Annotated in this window: 13 protein-coding genes and 1 tRNA gene; 6 read left to right on the top strand and 8 right to left on the bottom strand. The window is 61.6% G+C overall.

Features of this window, described 5'->3' with window-relative positions:
• The first annotated feature begins 3 nt into the window (after window positions 1-3).
• Window positions 4-2,391, top strand: a complete 2,388-nt coding sequence (locus tag ACU8HS_RS13295; protein ID WP_447014536.1) for a phosphoketolase family protein — start codon at window positions 4-6, stop codon at window positions 2,389-2,391.
• 77 nt (window positions 2,392-2,468) lie between these two features.
• Here the strand turns inward: ACU8HS_RS13295 and ACU8HS_RS13290 are convergent, their stop codons facing one another.
• Window positions 2,469-2,843 carry a hypothetical protein gene (locus ACU8HS_RS13290; RefSeq protein ID WP_447014535.1) on the bottom strand — a complete coding sequence of 125 codons (375 nt, stop codon included), beginning with the start codon at window positions 2,841-2,843 and terminating at the stop codon, window positions 2,469-2,471.
• 158 nt (window positions 2,844-3,001) lie between these two features.
• Here ACU8HS_RS13290 and ACU8HS_RS13285 point away from each other — a divergent pair, with 158 nt between their 5' ends.
• Together ACU8HS_RS13285 and ACU8HS_RS13280 are read left to right on the top strand one after the other, a co-directional pair.
• Window positions 3,002-3,904: a LysR family transcriptional regulator gene (locus ACU8HS_RS13285; protein WP_447014534.1), complete on the top strand. Its 903-nt coding sequence runs from the start codon at window positions 3,002-3,004 to the stop codon at window positions 3,902-3,904.
• A gap of 103 nt (window positions 3,905-4,007) precedes the next feature.
• Entirely contained in the window at window positions 4,008-4,196 is a 189-nt protein-coding gene (locus tag ACU8HS_RS13280; RefSeq protein WP_377311051.1) for a hypothetical protein, read from the top strand.
• Between the two features lie 5 nt (window positions 4,197-4,201).
• Here ACU8HS_RS13280 and ACU8HS_RS13275 read toward each other — a convergent pair whose 3' ends face one another.
• From ACU8HS_RS13275 to mnmA, 4 genes are all read right to left on the bottom strand, one after another.
• The gene (locus tag ACU8HS_RS13275) at window positions 4,202-4,639 is read right to left on the bottom strand and encodes a universal stress protein (protein WP_447014533.1); all 438 of its coding nucleotides are present in this window, start codon (window positions 4,637-4,639) and stop codon (window positions 4,202-4,204) included.
• Window positions 4,640-4,732: 93 nt separating this feature from the next.
• Complete coding sequence (locus ACU8HS_RS13270; RefSeq protein WP_112564011.1) at window positions 4,733-4,984, bottom strand: hypothetical protein; 252 nt, start codon at window positions 4,982-4,984, stop codon at window positions 4,733-4,735.
• 90 nt (window positions 4,985-5,074) lie between these two features.
• Window positions 5,075-5,151, bottom strand: a tRNA-Met gene (locus ACU8HS_RS13265).
• A 134-nt stretch (window positions 5,152-5,285) separates the two neighbouring features.
• On the bottom strand, window positions 5,286-6,485 hold the full coding sequence (gene mnmA, locus ACU8HS_RS13260) for a tRNA 2-thiouridine(34) synthase MnmA (RefSeq protein ID WP_112564009.1): 1,200 nt from the start codon (window positions 6,483-6,485) through the stop codon (window positions 5,286-5,288).
• Between the two features lie 265 nt (window positions 6,486-6,750).
• Between mnmA and ACU8HS_RS13255 the strand changes: the two genes are divergently transcribed.
• Window positions 6,751-7,707 carry a DMT family transporter gene (locus ACU8HS_RS13255; RefSeq protein ID WP_112703640.1) on the top strand — a complete coding sequence of 319 codons (957 nt, stop codon included), beginning with the start codon at window positions 6,751-6,753 and terminating at the stop codon, window positions 7,705-7,707.
• A 329-nt stretch (window positions 7,708-8,036) separates the two neighbouring features.
• On the opposite strand, the gene ACU8HS_RS13250 is transcribed toward ACU8HS_RS13255, so the two are convergent.
• Window positions 8,037-9,161: a TDT family transporter gene (locus ACU8HS_RS13250; protein WP_447014532.1), complete on the bottom strand. Its 1,125-nt coding sequence runs from the start codon at window positions 9,159-9,161 to the stop codon at window positions 8,037-8,039.
• Window positions 9,162-9,269: 108 nt separating this feature from the next.
• Between ACU8HS_RS13250 and ACU8HS_RS13245 the strand changes: the two genes are divergently transcribed.
• Window positions 9,270-10,148: a LysR family transcriptional regulator gene (locus tag ACU8HS_RS13245; RefSeq protein ID WP_113412980.1), complete on the top strand. Its 879-nt coding sequence runs from the start codon at window positions 9,270-9,272 to the stop codon at window positions 10,146-10,148.
• Here the strand turns inward: ACU8HS_RS13245 and ACU8HS_RS13240 are convergent.
• Window positions 10,140-12,221 (bottom strand): putative bifunctional diguanylate cyclase/phosphodiesterase, encoded by a 2,082-nt coding sequence (locus ACU8HS_RS13240; protein WP_447014531.1) that lies wholly within the window; start codon window positions 12,219-12,221, stop codon window positions 10,140-10,142. The genes ACU8HS_RS13245 and ACU8HS_RS13240 overlap by 9 nt on opposite strands.
• Before the next feature lie 272 nt (window positions 12,222-12,493).
• Here ACU8HS_RS13240 and ACU8HS_RS13235 point away from each other — a divergent pair, with 272 nt between their 5' ends.
• Complete coding sequence (locus ACU8HS_RS13235) at window positions 12,494-12,709, top strand: hypothetical protein (protein WP_113412978.1); 216 nt, start codon at window positions 12,494-12,496, stop codon at window positions 12,707-12,709.
• 89 nt (window positions 12,710-12,798) lie between these two features.
• Here the strand turns inward: ACU8HS_RS13235 and serA are convergent, their stop codons facing one another.
• Window positions 12,799-14,394, bottom strand: a complete 1,596-nt coding sequence (gene serA, locus ACU8HS_RS13230; protein WP_112753241.1) for a phosphoglycerate dehydrogenase — start codon at window positions 14,392-14,394, stop codon at window positions 12,799-12,801.
• Window positions 14,395-14,467 lie beyond the last annotated feature (73 nt).

Genomic DNA, 14,467 nt, shown 5'->3' with positions numbered 1-14,467 from the left:
TCCATGGAAAAGCATGTCTCGACTCCAGCAATTCTTTCCGACGCCGAACTTATGCTTATCGACCGCTACTGGCGGGCAGCCAACTATCTTTCGGTCGGCCAGATCTATCTCCTGTCCAATCCGCTGCTGCGCCAGCCGCTGATGCCGGACCATATCAAGCCCCGTCTGCTTGGCCATTGGGGCACGACGCCGGGCCTCAACTTCATCTATGCGCATCTGAACCGTGTCATCCGCGCCCGCGATCTCGACATCATCTATATGTGCGGCCCCGGTCACGGCGGCCCCGGCATGGTCGCCAACACCTATCTCGAAGGCATCTACAGCGAGATCTATCCCGATATTGCCGAGACCGAAGAGGGCATGCGCAAGCTGTTCCGCCAGTTCTCCTTTCCGGGCGGCATCCCGAGCCATGCCGCGCCGGAAACGCCCGGCTCCATCCACGAGGGCGGCGAACTCGGCTATGCGCTTGTCCATGCCTATGGCGCAGCCTTCGACAATCCCGATCTCGTCGTCGCCTGCGTCATCGGTGACGGCGAGGCCGAAACCGGCCCGCTTGCCGCAAGCTGGCATTCCAACAAGTTCCTGAACCCCGCCCGCGACGGCGCCGTTCTGCCGATCCTGCACCTGAACGGCTACAAGATCGCCAATCCGACCGTCCTCGGCCGTGCCAGCGACGAAGATCTGACGCACCTGTTCGAAGGCTACGGTTACGAGCCCTTTTTCGTCGAGGGCCACGAACCGGCAAAGATGCACCAGCAGATGGCGGCGACCTTCGAAACGGTCTTCGACCGCATTCGCGCCATCCAGAAAGAGGCGCGCGACGGCAAGGCGCCGCAGGCCTGCCCGCGCTGGCCGATGATCGTGCTGCGCAGCCCCAAGGGCTGGACCGGACCGAAGGAGGTGGACGGCAAGAAGGTCGAAGGTTTCTGGCGCGCCCATCAGGTGCCGGTTTCCAATTGCCGCGATGACGACGGGCACAGAAAAATCCTCGAGGACTGGATGCGCAGCTACGGTCCCGAAGAGCTTTTCGACGCCTCCGGCAAACTGAAGCCGGAACTGCGCGCACTCGCGCCCGCAGGCAAGCGCCGCATGGGTGCCAATCCGCACGCCAATGGCGGTCTGCTGCGCAAGGAACTGATGACACCCGATATCCGCGCCTATGAGGTGAAGATCGAGAAGCGCGGCGATGCCATGGTGCAATCCACCGAAATCCTCGGCCGCTACCTGCGCGACACGCTGACGCTCAACGCGGCCAACGCCAACTTCCGCATCTTCGGCCCCGACGAAACGGAATCGAACCGTCTCGGCAGCGTCTTCGAAGTGACCGACCGCGTCTGGATGGAAAGGATCGAACCCTATGACGTCAGCCTCTCCGGCGACGGGCGGGTCATGGAGGTGCTGAGCGAACATCTGTGCCAGGGATGGCTGGAGGGCTACCTGCTGACGGGCAGGCACGGCCTGTTTTCCTGCTACGAGGCCTTCATCCACATCATCGATTCCATGTTCAACCAGCACGCCAAATGGCTGAAGGTCACGCGCGAACTGGAATGGAGGAAGCCGATTTCCTCGCTGAACTATCTGCTGACCTCACATGTCTGGCGGCAGGATCACAACGGCTTCTCGCATCAGGACCCCGGTTTCGTCGATCTCGTCGCCAACAAGAAGGCCGATATCGTGCGCATCTACCTGCCGCCGGATGCCAATACGCTGCTATGGGTCGGCGACCATTGCCTGAAGACCTATGACCGCATCAACGTCATCGTTGCCGGCAAGCAGCCGGAGCCGCAATGGCTGACGATGGACGAGGCGGTAAGACATTGCGAGGCCGGCATCGGCATCTGGCATTGGGCAAGTCATGAGGACGACACGGTGGCGCCCGATATCGTCATGGCCTGCGCCGGCGACGTGCCGACCATGGAGACGCTCGCCGCGGTCGATCTTCTGCACCGGCATATTCCGCAACTGAAGATCCGCACGGTCAACGTGGTCGACCTGCTCGCCCTGCAATCGAAGGACCAGCATCCGCACGGCCTGACGGACGAGAATTTCGATGCGATCTTCACCACGGAAAGGCCGGTCGTTTTCGCCTATCACGGCTATCCCTACCTCATCCACCGGCTGACCTATAAGCGCACCAACCATCGCAACATCCACGTGCGCGGCTTCATCGAGGAAGGCACGACCACCACGCCTTTCGACATGACGGTGCTCAACGAACTCGACCGCTTCCACCTCGCCATCGAGGCGATCGAACGGGTTCCCGGCCTGAAGGAAAAAGTGCCTGAAGTGCTGGAGAGCCTGAAGGCCAAGCTCGTCGAACATCATGCCTATGTCCGCGAATATGGCGAGGACATGCCTGAAGTGCGCGCCTGGAAATGGCCGGCGCCCTGAGCCGAAGGCAGACGAAACGAAAAGGGCCGCGTGGAAGCCGCGCGGCCCTTCCCCAGCCGTGATGCAGGATCACGATGTTATTGTGCGCTCGGCGCGGGCGCGCCCGTCGGGCCGCTGGCGCCGCCGGCAGGCGCCGGCTCTGCCGCTGCCGGCGGCTTGATCGAGCCGGTTGCCGGATTGTTGTCGAGCGTGCCCTGGCCCGAGGGCTGGGCATTGATCGGGTCCGAAGTCGTGGACGCGGTCGAAGCCGGTTCGTTGCTCGTGCCCGGCCAGATGGCAAAGCTTGCCGCAGCGATCAGAATGACCAGAATGCCGGCTGCCAGCATGCCCCAGACCGAGACGCTGCGCCGCTCATCGGCGAGCGTCTTTTCCTCCTGGTAGGATGCCTGCCCGAGCGGCATGCCTGTATTCTCATCCACAATTCGGTTCTTGTCGTCACCATATTGGGTCATCGCTTGATCCTCCAATCTGTAACGGAGAAACAAAATTGGCGGCAAGATGTTCCATTGAAGCGGTTTTTCGGATCTATCCGCAAAGCGACAACCATCCGCTTTCTTGACCAGGTCGCATTTCGTCAGCATCATCCATGACATTAGATCAGGAGTAATCCATGGCATTCGACGGCCGCCTGCTTTCCGGTGTCAGCACGCTTGCCGCCGTGGTCGAAAGCGGCAGCTTCGTCAAGGCGGCCGACGCGCTCGGTCTTTCAGCCTCCGGCGTCAGCCGGGCCGTATCGCGGCTGGAGGCACGTGTCGGCGTACGCCTGCTCGACCGCACCACGCGTTCGGTGCGGCTGACGGATGAAGGCGCCCGCTTCTACCGGCAGGTCGCACCGCATCTCGACGGCATCGAGGAAGCCGCGATGCTCGCGTCAGGCGCTTCGCAGACCGTCCGTGGCCGCCTGCGCGTCGATGTCGATCCGATCTTTTCCCGCATGGTCCTCGCACCGCATCTCAAGCAATTCATGATCCGCTATCCGGGGCTGGAACTCGAATTGATAACCCGCGACCTGATGAGCGATCTCGTCGCCGACGGCATCGATATTGCCATCCGCTTCGGCCAGCAGCCGAGTTCCTCGCGCATCGCCCGCAAGCTGATGAAAACCCGCGTCCTGACGGTCGCAGCGCCGGCCTATCTCGCCGAACACGGCACGCCGAAGACACCTGCCGATATTGCCGGCCACTCCTGCATCCAGTTCCGGGATCCGCTGACCGGACGGACGTTCGAATGGGAATTGCACAGAGGCAGGAAGATCGTGTCGCTTAGCGCGCGCGGGCCGCTTCTGATGAGCGACCCCGGCACCATGCTGGACGCCTGCCTTGCAGGCGCCGGCATCGCCCAGGTGCTCGCGCTCAGCGTCAAGGATCTTCTGGCCGAGGGGCGCCTTGTCGAACTCTATCCCGATTGGCCGGGCGAGACCTTTCCGCTCTATGCCATCCACCCCTCCCGGCATCATGTGCCGGCCAAGGTCAATGCCTTCATCGAATTCTGCCTCGAACGCATCGGCCACTAGATGACGATCTTCGAAAGTTGGTGACAACCTTGCCACCCACGTTCCGGATTTGCCGGGACCTGGGTTATGAATTCCCCGACCGGAAACACCGCCGAGGAAAGCCATGAAGGGTTTTGCAGCCAACCTGACCGCCTCCCGACTGGAGGAGATGCTTGCCTTCTACATGACGCCGGAGGCAAGCAGCCGCAACGAAACCGACCGCGTCGAAAGGGAAAATGGCGCGCCTCCGGCAAAGGTGGCCGATCATGCTGCCGAGCGCGGAATGCCCCTTGCCGCGCTGGCGGAAAACTGAGCCGGTTATTTTACCACCAGAACCGGGATGCCAGCCTCGGAAAGGACCTCGGAGGTCTGGCTGCCAAGCATGAGCCGCGAGATCCCGCGGCGGCCGTGCGAGGAGATGACGATCAGGCCGCAGCCCCGTTCCGCAGCCGTTTCCAGAATGGCTGCCGCCGGCGAAAGATTTACCTTGCTGACGAAGTCGGCGACAACCCCGGCATTCCTGGCCTTCTCGCCGATGATCTTTTCCAGATCCTCGATCTCTTTGCGGCGGCCCTCGTTATAGCTGTCGATCGCCTCGGCCTGCACGACCCCCTGCAACGCAAAGCCGGTCAGCGGCACGATGACGCTGACGACCGTCACCGGAAGGTTGAGCGCCCCGGCAAGCGCAAGACCGTGGTCGACACCCCGGGCGGCAAGGTCCGAACCGTCGGTGGGCAGCAATATGCGATTGTACATGGGAGATCCGTTCTGCTGACTGAATTCAGATGGAAGGAATTCAGCCGCAATCGTAATCCCGCGCCTTGACGCAGGTCAATCTTGGGGCCGCGCTCAATCCCAGAGGAAATCCTGGCTTTCGATGCGGGAGGCAAGCTTCAGCGTTCCGTCGGGTTGCACGACATAACGCTCGAACTGCCGATAACCGAATTCACCGAGGAAAGTGTGCTTTATCACCGTGCCGGGCTTGTAAGGCGAGTGAATAACCTTGCCGCCATAGGTCAGGCTGCCCGGGACCGGCTGGTCCTGCGTCGTCGTGCTGCAGCCGGCGGCAAGAAGAAGCGCTGCGACAACGGCGTATTTCATCGTGGGGTCCCCGGATAGCAAAGCGTCCTGCAGCAAAAATATACCGCCTGCACGGGTGGTGCGCACTTACTGATTCACTTTTCGGAGAAATGGTAGCGGAGGAGGGATTTGAACCCCCGACACAAGGATTATGATTCCTCTGCTCTGACCTACTGAGCTACTCCGCCACTGGTCAAACGACACCGTTCGCGAAGCGCTTCCGGTTCGTGGGATGTGCGGCTTATAAGGTGCGCTTCCGCTTTGTGTCAAGCACATGATGGAGAAAAACGGTGGGCTTTCCGCAGCACCGTTTTTCGCCCTTTCAGGCCATGGCGTGAGTGGAAAGCAGCGCCTTCAGGGAGGCTTCCGCTGCCGGCTCGCGCTCGGACCGCTCGATGAAGCCGCCGCCGAAGACGCGGGCGTCGTCGCCGGGAGCCGAGTAGAGCGCGCAGGCCTGGCCGGGCGCAATACCCGCTTCGCCCACCGTCAGGTCGACATAGATGCCGCTCGCATCGGCATGCAGCACGGCAGGCGCCGGCGCGCGGGTGGAGCGGACCTTGGCGTAGCAGGCAAAACCCTCGCCCGAGGCTGCGACCTGAAGCGGCTCGTCGCCAAGCCAGTTGACGTCGCGCAGATAGACGCGGTGCGTCTCCAGCGCCTCCTTGGGGCCGACGATGACGCGGCGCGAGCGAGCGTCGAGATAGACGACATAAAGCGGCTCGCCGGTCGCAATGCCGATGCCGCGCCGCTGGCCGATCGTGTAATGCAGGATGCCCTCGTGCTGGCCGAGGATGCGGCCGTCGAGATGCACGATATCGCCGGCCAGAGCCGAATTCGGCTTCAGCTTGGTGATGATATCGGAATATTTGCCCTGCGGCACGAAGCAGATGTCCTGGCTGTCGGCCTTCTTGGCGACGACGAGGCCCATCTCCTCGGCCAGCCGGCGGGTCTCCGACTTCGGCAGACCACCGAGCGGGAAGCGCAGATAATCGATCTGCTCCTGTGTCGTGGCAAAAAGGAAATAGCTCTGGTCGCGGTCGGCATCGGCCGGGCGATAGAGCGCGCGGCGGCCGGGATTGCCGGAAGACGGATTGGGGCGCGAACGGATATAGTGGCCGGTTGCCAGCGCATCGGCGCCAAGCTCCTTTGCCGTCGCCAGAAGATCGGCGAACTTGACCGTCTGGTTGCAGGCAACGCAGGGGATCGGCGTCTCGCCGGCGACATAACTTTCCGCAAACGGATTGATGACGGTTTCACGGAACCGCTTCTCGTAATCGAGCACGTAATGCGGAATGCCGAGCGTTTCGCAGACACGGCGCGCATCGTCGATATCCTGGCCCGCGCAGCAGGAACCGGCCCGATGAACGGCCGCGCCATGATCGTAAAGCTGCAGCGTGATGCCGAGCACATCATATCCCTGGCGTTTGAGAAGCCCGGCCACGACGGAGCTGTCAACGCCGCCAGACATGGCGACGACGACACGGGTGTCTTCCGGCTGCTTGTCAAAATCCAGTGTGTTCACGAGTGCTGCCAAATTCTGTGCTGTTTCGATCCGCCTTCCTGATCGCGAAATATGGCGGATTTCCTGTATTTCCGGCGGGATCGGCCGCCAGCTTGCATGGGCGACGGATATAGAAACTATTGCGTCTCCGCGCAAGGCCCGGCGTTCCGGCCTTTCCGGCAACGTCATGCGCGGGTCACGCATTGCAGCTATTCGCAATCGACCTTTGATAGGCCGCATTTCATCCCATAGATGAAACAACCCACCTTCTAAAAGATTCGGATAAATGACAGCCGCCTCCACCACGCTTCGTGGCGTCCTCGTCGCATTTGCGGCCTATGCCGTCTTTGCCTTCAGCGATGCATCCATCAAGGCCCTACACGGCACGGTTCCCTCCTTCCAGGTCGCGTTCACGGGTGCGATCCTCAGCCTTGCCGCCCTGCCGTTCATCAAGGGACCGGGCGATTCCTGGCTGGATATTTTCAGAACGACGAACCGGCCGCTCTGGCTGGTGCGCTTCGCGGCCGGCGCAACCGGCGCAATCGCCTCGATCATCACCTTCACCAAATTGCCGATGGCGGAAGCCTTCTGCCTGCTCTTCTTGCTGCCGTCCTTCGTTACCATTCTCTCGGTGATCTTCCTGAAGGAGGATGTGCGCTGGCAGCGCTGGGCAGCCGTCATCGTCGGTTTCCTCGGAGTGCTCGTGGTTTTAAGGCCCGGTTTCCGCGAATTGTCCGTCGGCCATCTGGCGGCGACCATCGGTGCGATCGCGGCTGCCGTCGCCATCGTCATCCTGCGCAAGCTCGGCCCGGCCGAGAAGCGCCTTTCGCTTTATGGCGCCTCGCTGCTCGGCACCCTGATCGTCAGCGGCCTTCTCATGCTGTCGCAGATGGTTGCGCCGACGCCGCAGCAATGGCTGTTCCTTGCAAGCTACGGCCTGCTCGGTGCAGCGGGCAACGTGATGCTGATGACCGCCGCGCGGCTTGCCCCGGCAACGCTCGTCGCAACGCCGCAATACAGCCAGATGATCTGGGCGATCGCTTTCGGCTACCTCTTCTTCAACGACAGCGTCGATCTGCCGATGGCCTTGGGTATCGTGCTCATCATCTGCTCGGGCCTGTTGACCTTGATCCGCGAGCGCAAGCGCCATGTGCCCCTGCCTGCGGCCGTCGCTTCAGGTGATGCCCAGTCGCCGATTGCCACGACCCCGGTCGAAGGCGAGGCCGCCGCGCCAACACGATAGTGCGTTTGGTCGCCAGGCACCCGGAAGCCGCCATACGATCACATTCAGGCCGCGCCGCGACCTGCGAAAAGGGAGCACCAAAAAAGGCGCAACCGAAGCTGCGCCTTGAAACAAAGAGGTGGATGTTGCTGGCTCAGGTGCCGATCAGTTTGTTGCAGGCAAGCGCGATGCCCGGATTGGCGATGATGGCAGTCACGATCGCCAGCCCGATCATCGAAAGCGTGTAGCGTTTCATGTGCATCCTCCTTTTCCAGCCCGCCGGAAGTATGCAATACCGACCGGCATTATCAAAATAACGAATGATTGAAGCCAGTGTGCAGGCCGGTCCTTCAGTTCTCCAGGCTGGGATCGACGAAGAGCGATCCGTTATAGGCGCCGCAACTCGTGCGGATGGCAACGACGATCCAGATTGCGGCGAGCACGGCGACCAGAGCCTCCCCGAATAGCGTGAGCGCCGGCAGCGGGAAGATACCGGCAAGCCGCAGCGTCACAACGGCATAGACGCCGATCGGGAAAGTATAACCCCACCAGCCGAGATTGAAGGGCAGCCCCTGCCGCAACTGGTTGACGGTGATAGCGACCGCCAGGCCAAGCCACCAGAGACCGTAACCCCACAACAGGACCGCGCCCAGCAGAGCCGCACCGGAAATTGCCGGGGCCAGCGCATCGAGGCCACCGGCTGCAAGAGCCTGCCGGCCATTGACGGAAAACAGGACAAGACCCAGTGCCCCAGTGCCGATGGGACCGAGCGCCAGGAAGCTCGTCGCTGCCATGCTGGCCGGCGGCAGCTTGTGCAAGGCCATGCGCAGGAAGAGGATGACGAGAATACCGAGCGCCAGCGGCACCGAACAGGACCAGAACACGAAGCTCGCAAAGAGCACAGGAAGCTGCGCGCCTCCGGCAAGATGCGGCAGCAGCAGCGCGCCGCTGGCAGCGGCGACCTCGGAGGCCACGACCGGCAGAAGCCACACGGCGCTCATATGCTCGATGGCATGCTGCTGTCGCGTGAACATGACCAGCGGAACGGCAAGCCCCGCCACGACCGCCAGCGCCGAATCCAGCCACCACAATTGCGCGGCGGCAGGAACAGCTGCACTGCCGAACAAATCCGGGCCGAAGATCAGCAGGCCGTTGACGATGGTGGCAAGCCCCATGGGAATGCACCCGAAGAACATCGAGACGACGGGATGGTCAAAAGCCCTGAGCGCAACGCCGGGATGCAGCACCCACTTTGCGGCATACAGGCAGGTCAGCACCGCAAACAAGCCGATATTCGCAAGCCACAGCGCCTCGCCTGCCGCGTGCAGCGCCGGCGAAGCGGGGAACTGCCCGAGGCAGACGGCAAGGATGCCGGTTCCCATCGTCGTTGCAAACCAGTTCGGCGTGAAATGGCGCAGAGCCCGCGCCCGCGGGCGAACGGTCGGCACGGAGGGAGAAAATTGGAGAGCGGTCATGACGAATTCCTTTCGTTGACCGTTTTCCTATCTCTGCTAAATAATCGATTCCAACGATTTATATTTGTAATTTCGTTCGATAAAATCGAATGATTTCTGGAGGCCGGCATGACACTGGAACAGCTGAGAATATTCGCTGAGGTGGCGGCGCGGCAGCACATTACCAAGGCGTCCGACCACCTGAACATGACCCAATCAGCCGTCAGCGCGGCAATTACCGCGCTGGAGACCCGCCACGGCGTTACCCTCTTCGATCGCGTCGGCCGCTCGATCGTGCTCAACCGGACCGGCCAGCTGTTTCTGAAGGAAGCCCAGGCCGTACTTGCCAGCGCAAAGGCGGCTGAGGCTGCGCTGATGGATCTCTCCGGCCTCATGCATGGCGAACTCTCGCTGATGGCAAGCCAGACGATCGGCGGTTATTGGCTCTCGTCGCGGCTCGCGGCGTTCCGGCGGAACTATCCGGGGATCGAACTCGCCGTTCGCATCGGCAATACGGCCGAAGTGTCGAACGCCGTTGCCAACGGCGAGGTGGAGGTGGGCCTCATCGAGTGGCCGAATGACCGGCGCGGCGTTTCGGCAAGGCAGGTGGCAATGGACGAGATGATCGTCGTCGTTGCCCCCAGCCACCCCTGGGCGGATGGCAAGGCGCGCGGTCCGGCTGATTTCCCCCAGACGCAATGGGTTCTGCGCGAACGGGGCTCCGGCACCCGCCTTGCCTTCGAAAGCCTTCTGCACAAGGCCGGCCTTGATATCGAAGCGCTCGACGTGGCGATGGTGCTGCCGGAGAACGAGCCGCTCGTCGGCGTCGTCGAAGCCGGAATCGGCGCGACGCTGATGTCGCGCAGCGTCATTGCCATGAAGCTGGAAACCGGTCTTTTGGCCGAGGTGAATATGCCGCCCCTGCCCCGGCCCTTCTTCCTGCTGCGCCATGAGGAGCGCTATCGCAGCAAGGCAGCCGATGCTTTCGATGCGATGATTTCAGGCTGACGCCTTCTTCTGCTGGCGACCGTAGATCAATGCTTCCGCCTCATGCTGCGGCATGGGCTTGCCGAGCAGAAATCCCTGCACTTCGCCAAAGCCTTCCGCCCGCAGCTTCTGCAGCTGCTCCTCGGTCTCGATGCCCTCGGCGAGCGTCACCGCGTTGAAACCGGAGCCGATGCCGGCCACGGCCCGCACGATGGCAAGGTTGCCGGGGTCCGTCTCGATGCCGGACACGAAGCTGCGGTCGAGCTTGATCTTGTCGAAAGCGAAGGCACGCAGATAGCTGAGCGAGGAATAGCCCGTGCCAAAATCGTCGATGGCAATGCGCACCCCGAGTTCCTTCAGCGCCCGCAGCAGCGGCAGGCTTTGCGCCACATCGGTCAAAAAGACGGATTCGGTGATTTCGATTTCCAGCCGCTCGGGGCGCAGACCCGCCTCGTCGAGTGCCGAGACAACGCTGGAAAGCAGGCTCGCATGGCGGAACTGGCTGACGGAAAGATTGACCGCGATCTTCACATGGCCCGGCCAGGAAGCGGCCGCACGGCAGGCCTCCCGCAACACCCAGTCGCCGATCGGAACGATCAGCCCCGTTTCTTCCGCCAGCGGAATGAATTCCATCGGCGGCACAAGACCGCGCAGCGGATGCCGCCAGCGGATCAGCGCCTCGAAACCGCCGATGCCATCATCATCGAGCTGGATGATCGGCTGGTAATAAAGCTCGAACTGGCCATGTTCGAGCGCATCGCGCAATTCGCCGGTCAGATGGTGCCGGCGTTCGGCCTCGAGCCGCATCGCCGGCTCGTAGAACCGGTAGGTCGAGCGGCCGCTTTCCTTGGCGGCATAGAGCGCAAGGTCGGCATGGCGCATCAGCACCTCCGCTTCGCCGGCATCGACAGGTGCCAGCGCAATGCCGATACTGCAGGTGACATGCTCTCGCGTGCCATCGAGATCAAAAGCCCTGGCAAGCGATTTGAGCAGCAGATCGGCAAAACGCTCGGCCCGGTCGGGTTCGACGAGCTGCAGCACGACGGCGAATTCATCGCCGCCGAGACGCGCCACGAGATCGCCCTCGTCGGCAAGAGCCAGCAAACGCTCCGCCACCTGGCAGAGAAGCGCATCGCCGGCGGCATGGCCCTTGCTGTCGTTGATTGTCTTGAAATGATCGACGTCGATATAGAGCAGCGCTACCGGCTTTTCGACGGAAGCAGTGATGGCCTGCTTGCGGATATGCTTGGAAAAGGCGGCGCGGTTCGGCAGGCGCGTGAGCGAGTCGTGCATGGCAAGATGCGCAAGTTTTGCCTCCACCGCGCGCTCTTCCGTTACGTCGTGGGAGATACCCAGCAGATAGCGCGGCTCCTTGCCCTCGGGCGCTGGCAGGGCACGCTTGACAGTGCGCAGGATCCGCTTGCCGCCGTCAGCCCGCTCCATCGTTTCCTCGAAGCTGATCGTCGCACCGGTGGCGAATGCCTCCTGATCCTGTTTACGGAAGATCGCGGTCTGCTCGAGCGGGAAGAAGTCCCGGTCCGTCCTTCCAACCACGTCGCCGGCATCAAAGCCCATGATCTCGCCACAGGCCTCGTTCAGCAGAATATAGCGGCCATCCTCGCCCATATCCTTCACGAAGACGCCGACCGGCAGGTTATCGACGATGCTGTCGAGCAGGGAACGCGTATCGGTGATCTGGCGCTGTGCGGCATTCACCTCGGTCCGGTCCTGCACGATCGCCAGGATGGCATTCCTTCCTTCGAAACGCACTTCCCGTCCGTATGTCAGAACTTCGATGGTCTCGCCATTGGCCTTCAGATGCGTCCAGCGCTCGGCCTTCTCCATGTCGGAACGATCATGAACGGCGCTGAGCATCCGCTCCCGCTCGGCAGCCGGGCGGATATCGAGCACGGTCATGCGCTGATAGTCCTGCGGGCTGTAGCCGTAGAGCGTGAGCGCCGCATCGTTGACGATCAGGAAGCGTAGCGTATCGGGATCGTAGACCCACATCGGGGAAGGATGCGTCGCAAACAGCGAACGGAAATCGTCGACAAGGGCTTCGGGCTGCCCGGATATCGTCTGAAACGAGGCCATTGAGAAATTCACGCGGAACTGAAACCAATATGGAAAGTGGTATAGCCGAGAAAGCTAAATAAAATCACAATCATAAGAGGCCCAAACTTTGGGCGGCCGCCTGTAAAATAAGCAGCGGACGTTTCAAAATTCAGCCAATTCGCGGCACGGTTGAACACTCTGCCGACCGCCACCCCAAGGTTCGAACACATAGCTGATTGTCAGGTGGAACCAATTCATTTCCAAAGAGTTATTTCCAGCTGAAAATACAACCCATCTGCAGGGAGGCAACGATGGGCACCTCCGCAATGACAAACCACGACAAGATCCGGAAATGGATCGAAGCACGCGGCGGCCATCCCGCCCGGATGAAAAGCGGCCTGGTCGGAGTCGAATTCGGCAGGCAGGAAACCTCTGTCGAGAATATCTCCTGGGACGAATTCTTCAGGGTTTTCGATGCGAGCAGAGACAGTTTCCTGCATCACGACACGGATACGACCCGCCACTGATCACGGCCCACGGACGGTGCAGCTGGACCAAATAAAAAACCGGCACGGAGACCGGGCCGGTTTTTCATGTCTTTCCTTGGGAGGAAAACTCAATCGACGTTGAAGGTCAGCGGCTTTGCCTGCCGGATCGCCGGATGGGCCGTCAGCTTGCCCAGAACGACATCGTCCACGGCTGCGTCCACATAGAGCAGAGCGATGGCGTCGCCGCCCTGCTTGTCACGGCCGAGCTGGAAGTTGGCGATATTGACGCCGGCCGCGCCAAGCGTCGTGCCGATAAAGCCGACCATGCCGGGAACGTCGGTATTGGCGATATAGATCATATGGCTGCCGACATCGGCGTCGAGGTTGATGCCCTTGATCTGGATGAAACGCGGCTTGCCGTCGGAGAAGACCGTTCCGGCGACCGAGCGCGTCATGGATTCCGTCGTCACCGTCAGCTTGATATAACCGTCGAAGACACCCGACTTGTCGCGCTTGACCTCGGAGAGGATGATGCCCTTTTCCTTGATCATGATCGGTGCCGAAACCATGTTGACGTCGGCGACCTGCGAGCGGATCAGGCCGGCAAGAACCGCCGAGGTCAGCGCCCTCGTATTCATGCTGGCGGTAACGCCGTCATAAAGGATTTCGATTTCCTTGATCGGCTCTTCCGTGACCTGGCCGACGAAGGCGCCGAGAACATCGGCGAGCTTGATGAACGGCTTCAGGATCGGCGCTTCCTCCGCCGTGATCGACGGCATGTTGATGGCGTTCGAAACCGCACCCTTGACGAGGTAATCGGCCATCTGCTCGGCAACCTGCAGGGCGACGTTCTCCTGCGCTTCCGTGGTCGATGCGCCCAGATGCGGCGTGCAGACGACGTTCGGCAGGCCGAAGAGCGGGCTTTCCTTGGCAGGCTCGACTTCAAACACGTCGAAAGCCGCACCGGCAACATGGCCGGACTTGATGGCATCGGCAAGGGCGGCCTCATCGACGAGACCGCCGCGGGCGCAATTGATGATGCGAACGCCGGGCTTGGTCTTGGCAAGTGCTTCCCTGTTCAGGATACCGCGCGTCTTGTCCGTCATCGGCACATGCAGCGTGATGAAATCGGCCAGGGCGAGCAGCTCGTCGAGCTCGACCTTGGTGACGCCCATCTCCTCGGCGCGCTCCTTGGAAAGGAACGGGTCATAGGCAACGACATGCATCTTCAGGCCGATGGCGCGGGCGCACACGATGGAGCCGATATTGCCGGCGCCGATGACGCCCAGCGTCTTGCCGGTGATTTCGACACCCATGAATTTCGACTTTTCCCACTTGCCGGCCTGCGTGGAGAGATCGGCTGCCGGAAGCTGGCGGGCAACGGCAAACATCAGGGCAATCGCATGTTCGGCTGTCGTGATCGAGTTGCCGAAGGGCGTGTTCATGACGATGATACCGCGACGCGAGGCGGCCGGGATATCGACATTGTCGACGCCGATACCGGCGCGGCCGACGACCTTGAGATTCTTGGCGGCTTCGATGATCTTTTCCGTCACCTTGGTGGCAGAACGGATGGCAAGGCCGTCATAATTGCCGATGACTTCGAACAGCTTGTCCTTGTCCTTGCCGAGCTGCGGCTGGAAATCGACTTCGACGCCGCGATCGCGGAAGATCTGGACGGCGGTTTCCGACAGTTCGTCGGATACGAGAACGCGAGGTGCCATGCGGGCCTCCTTCAAAGAGTTCAGCGATAAACTTGAATAGGGAATGCGAGGCTCCGCCATCAGGCGGAGCCGG

The sequence above is a fragment of the Rhizobium sp. KDH_Rht_773_N genome (assembly GCF_052946295.1).
The sequence above is the reverse complement of the archived record's forward strand: the minus strand, read 5'-3'. Positions and strand labels throughout refer to the sequence as shown.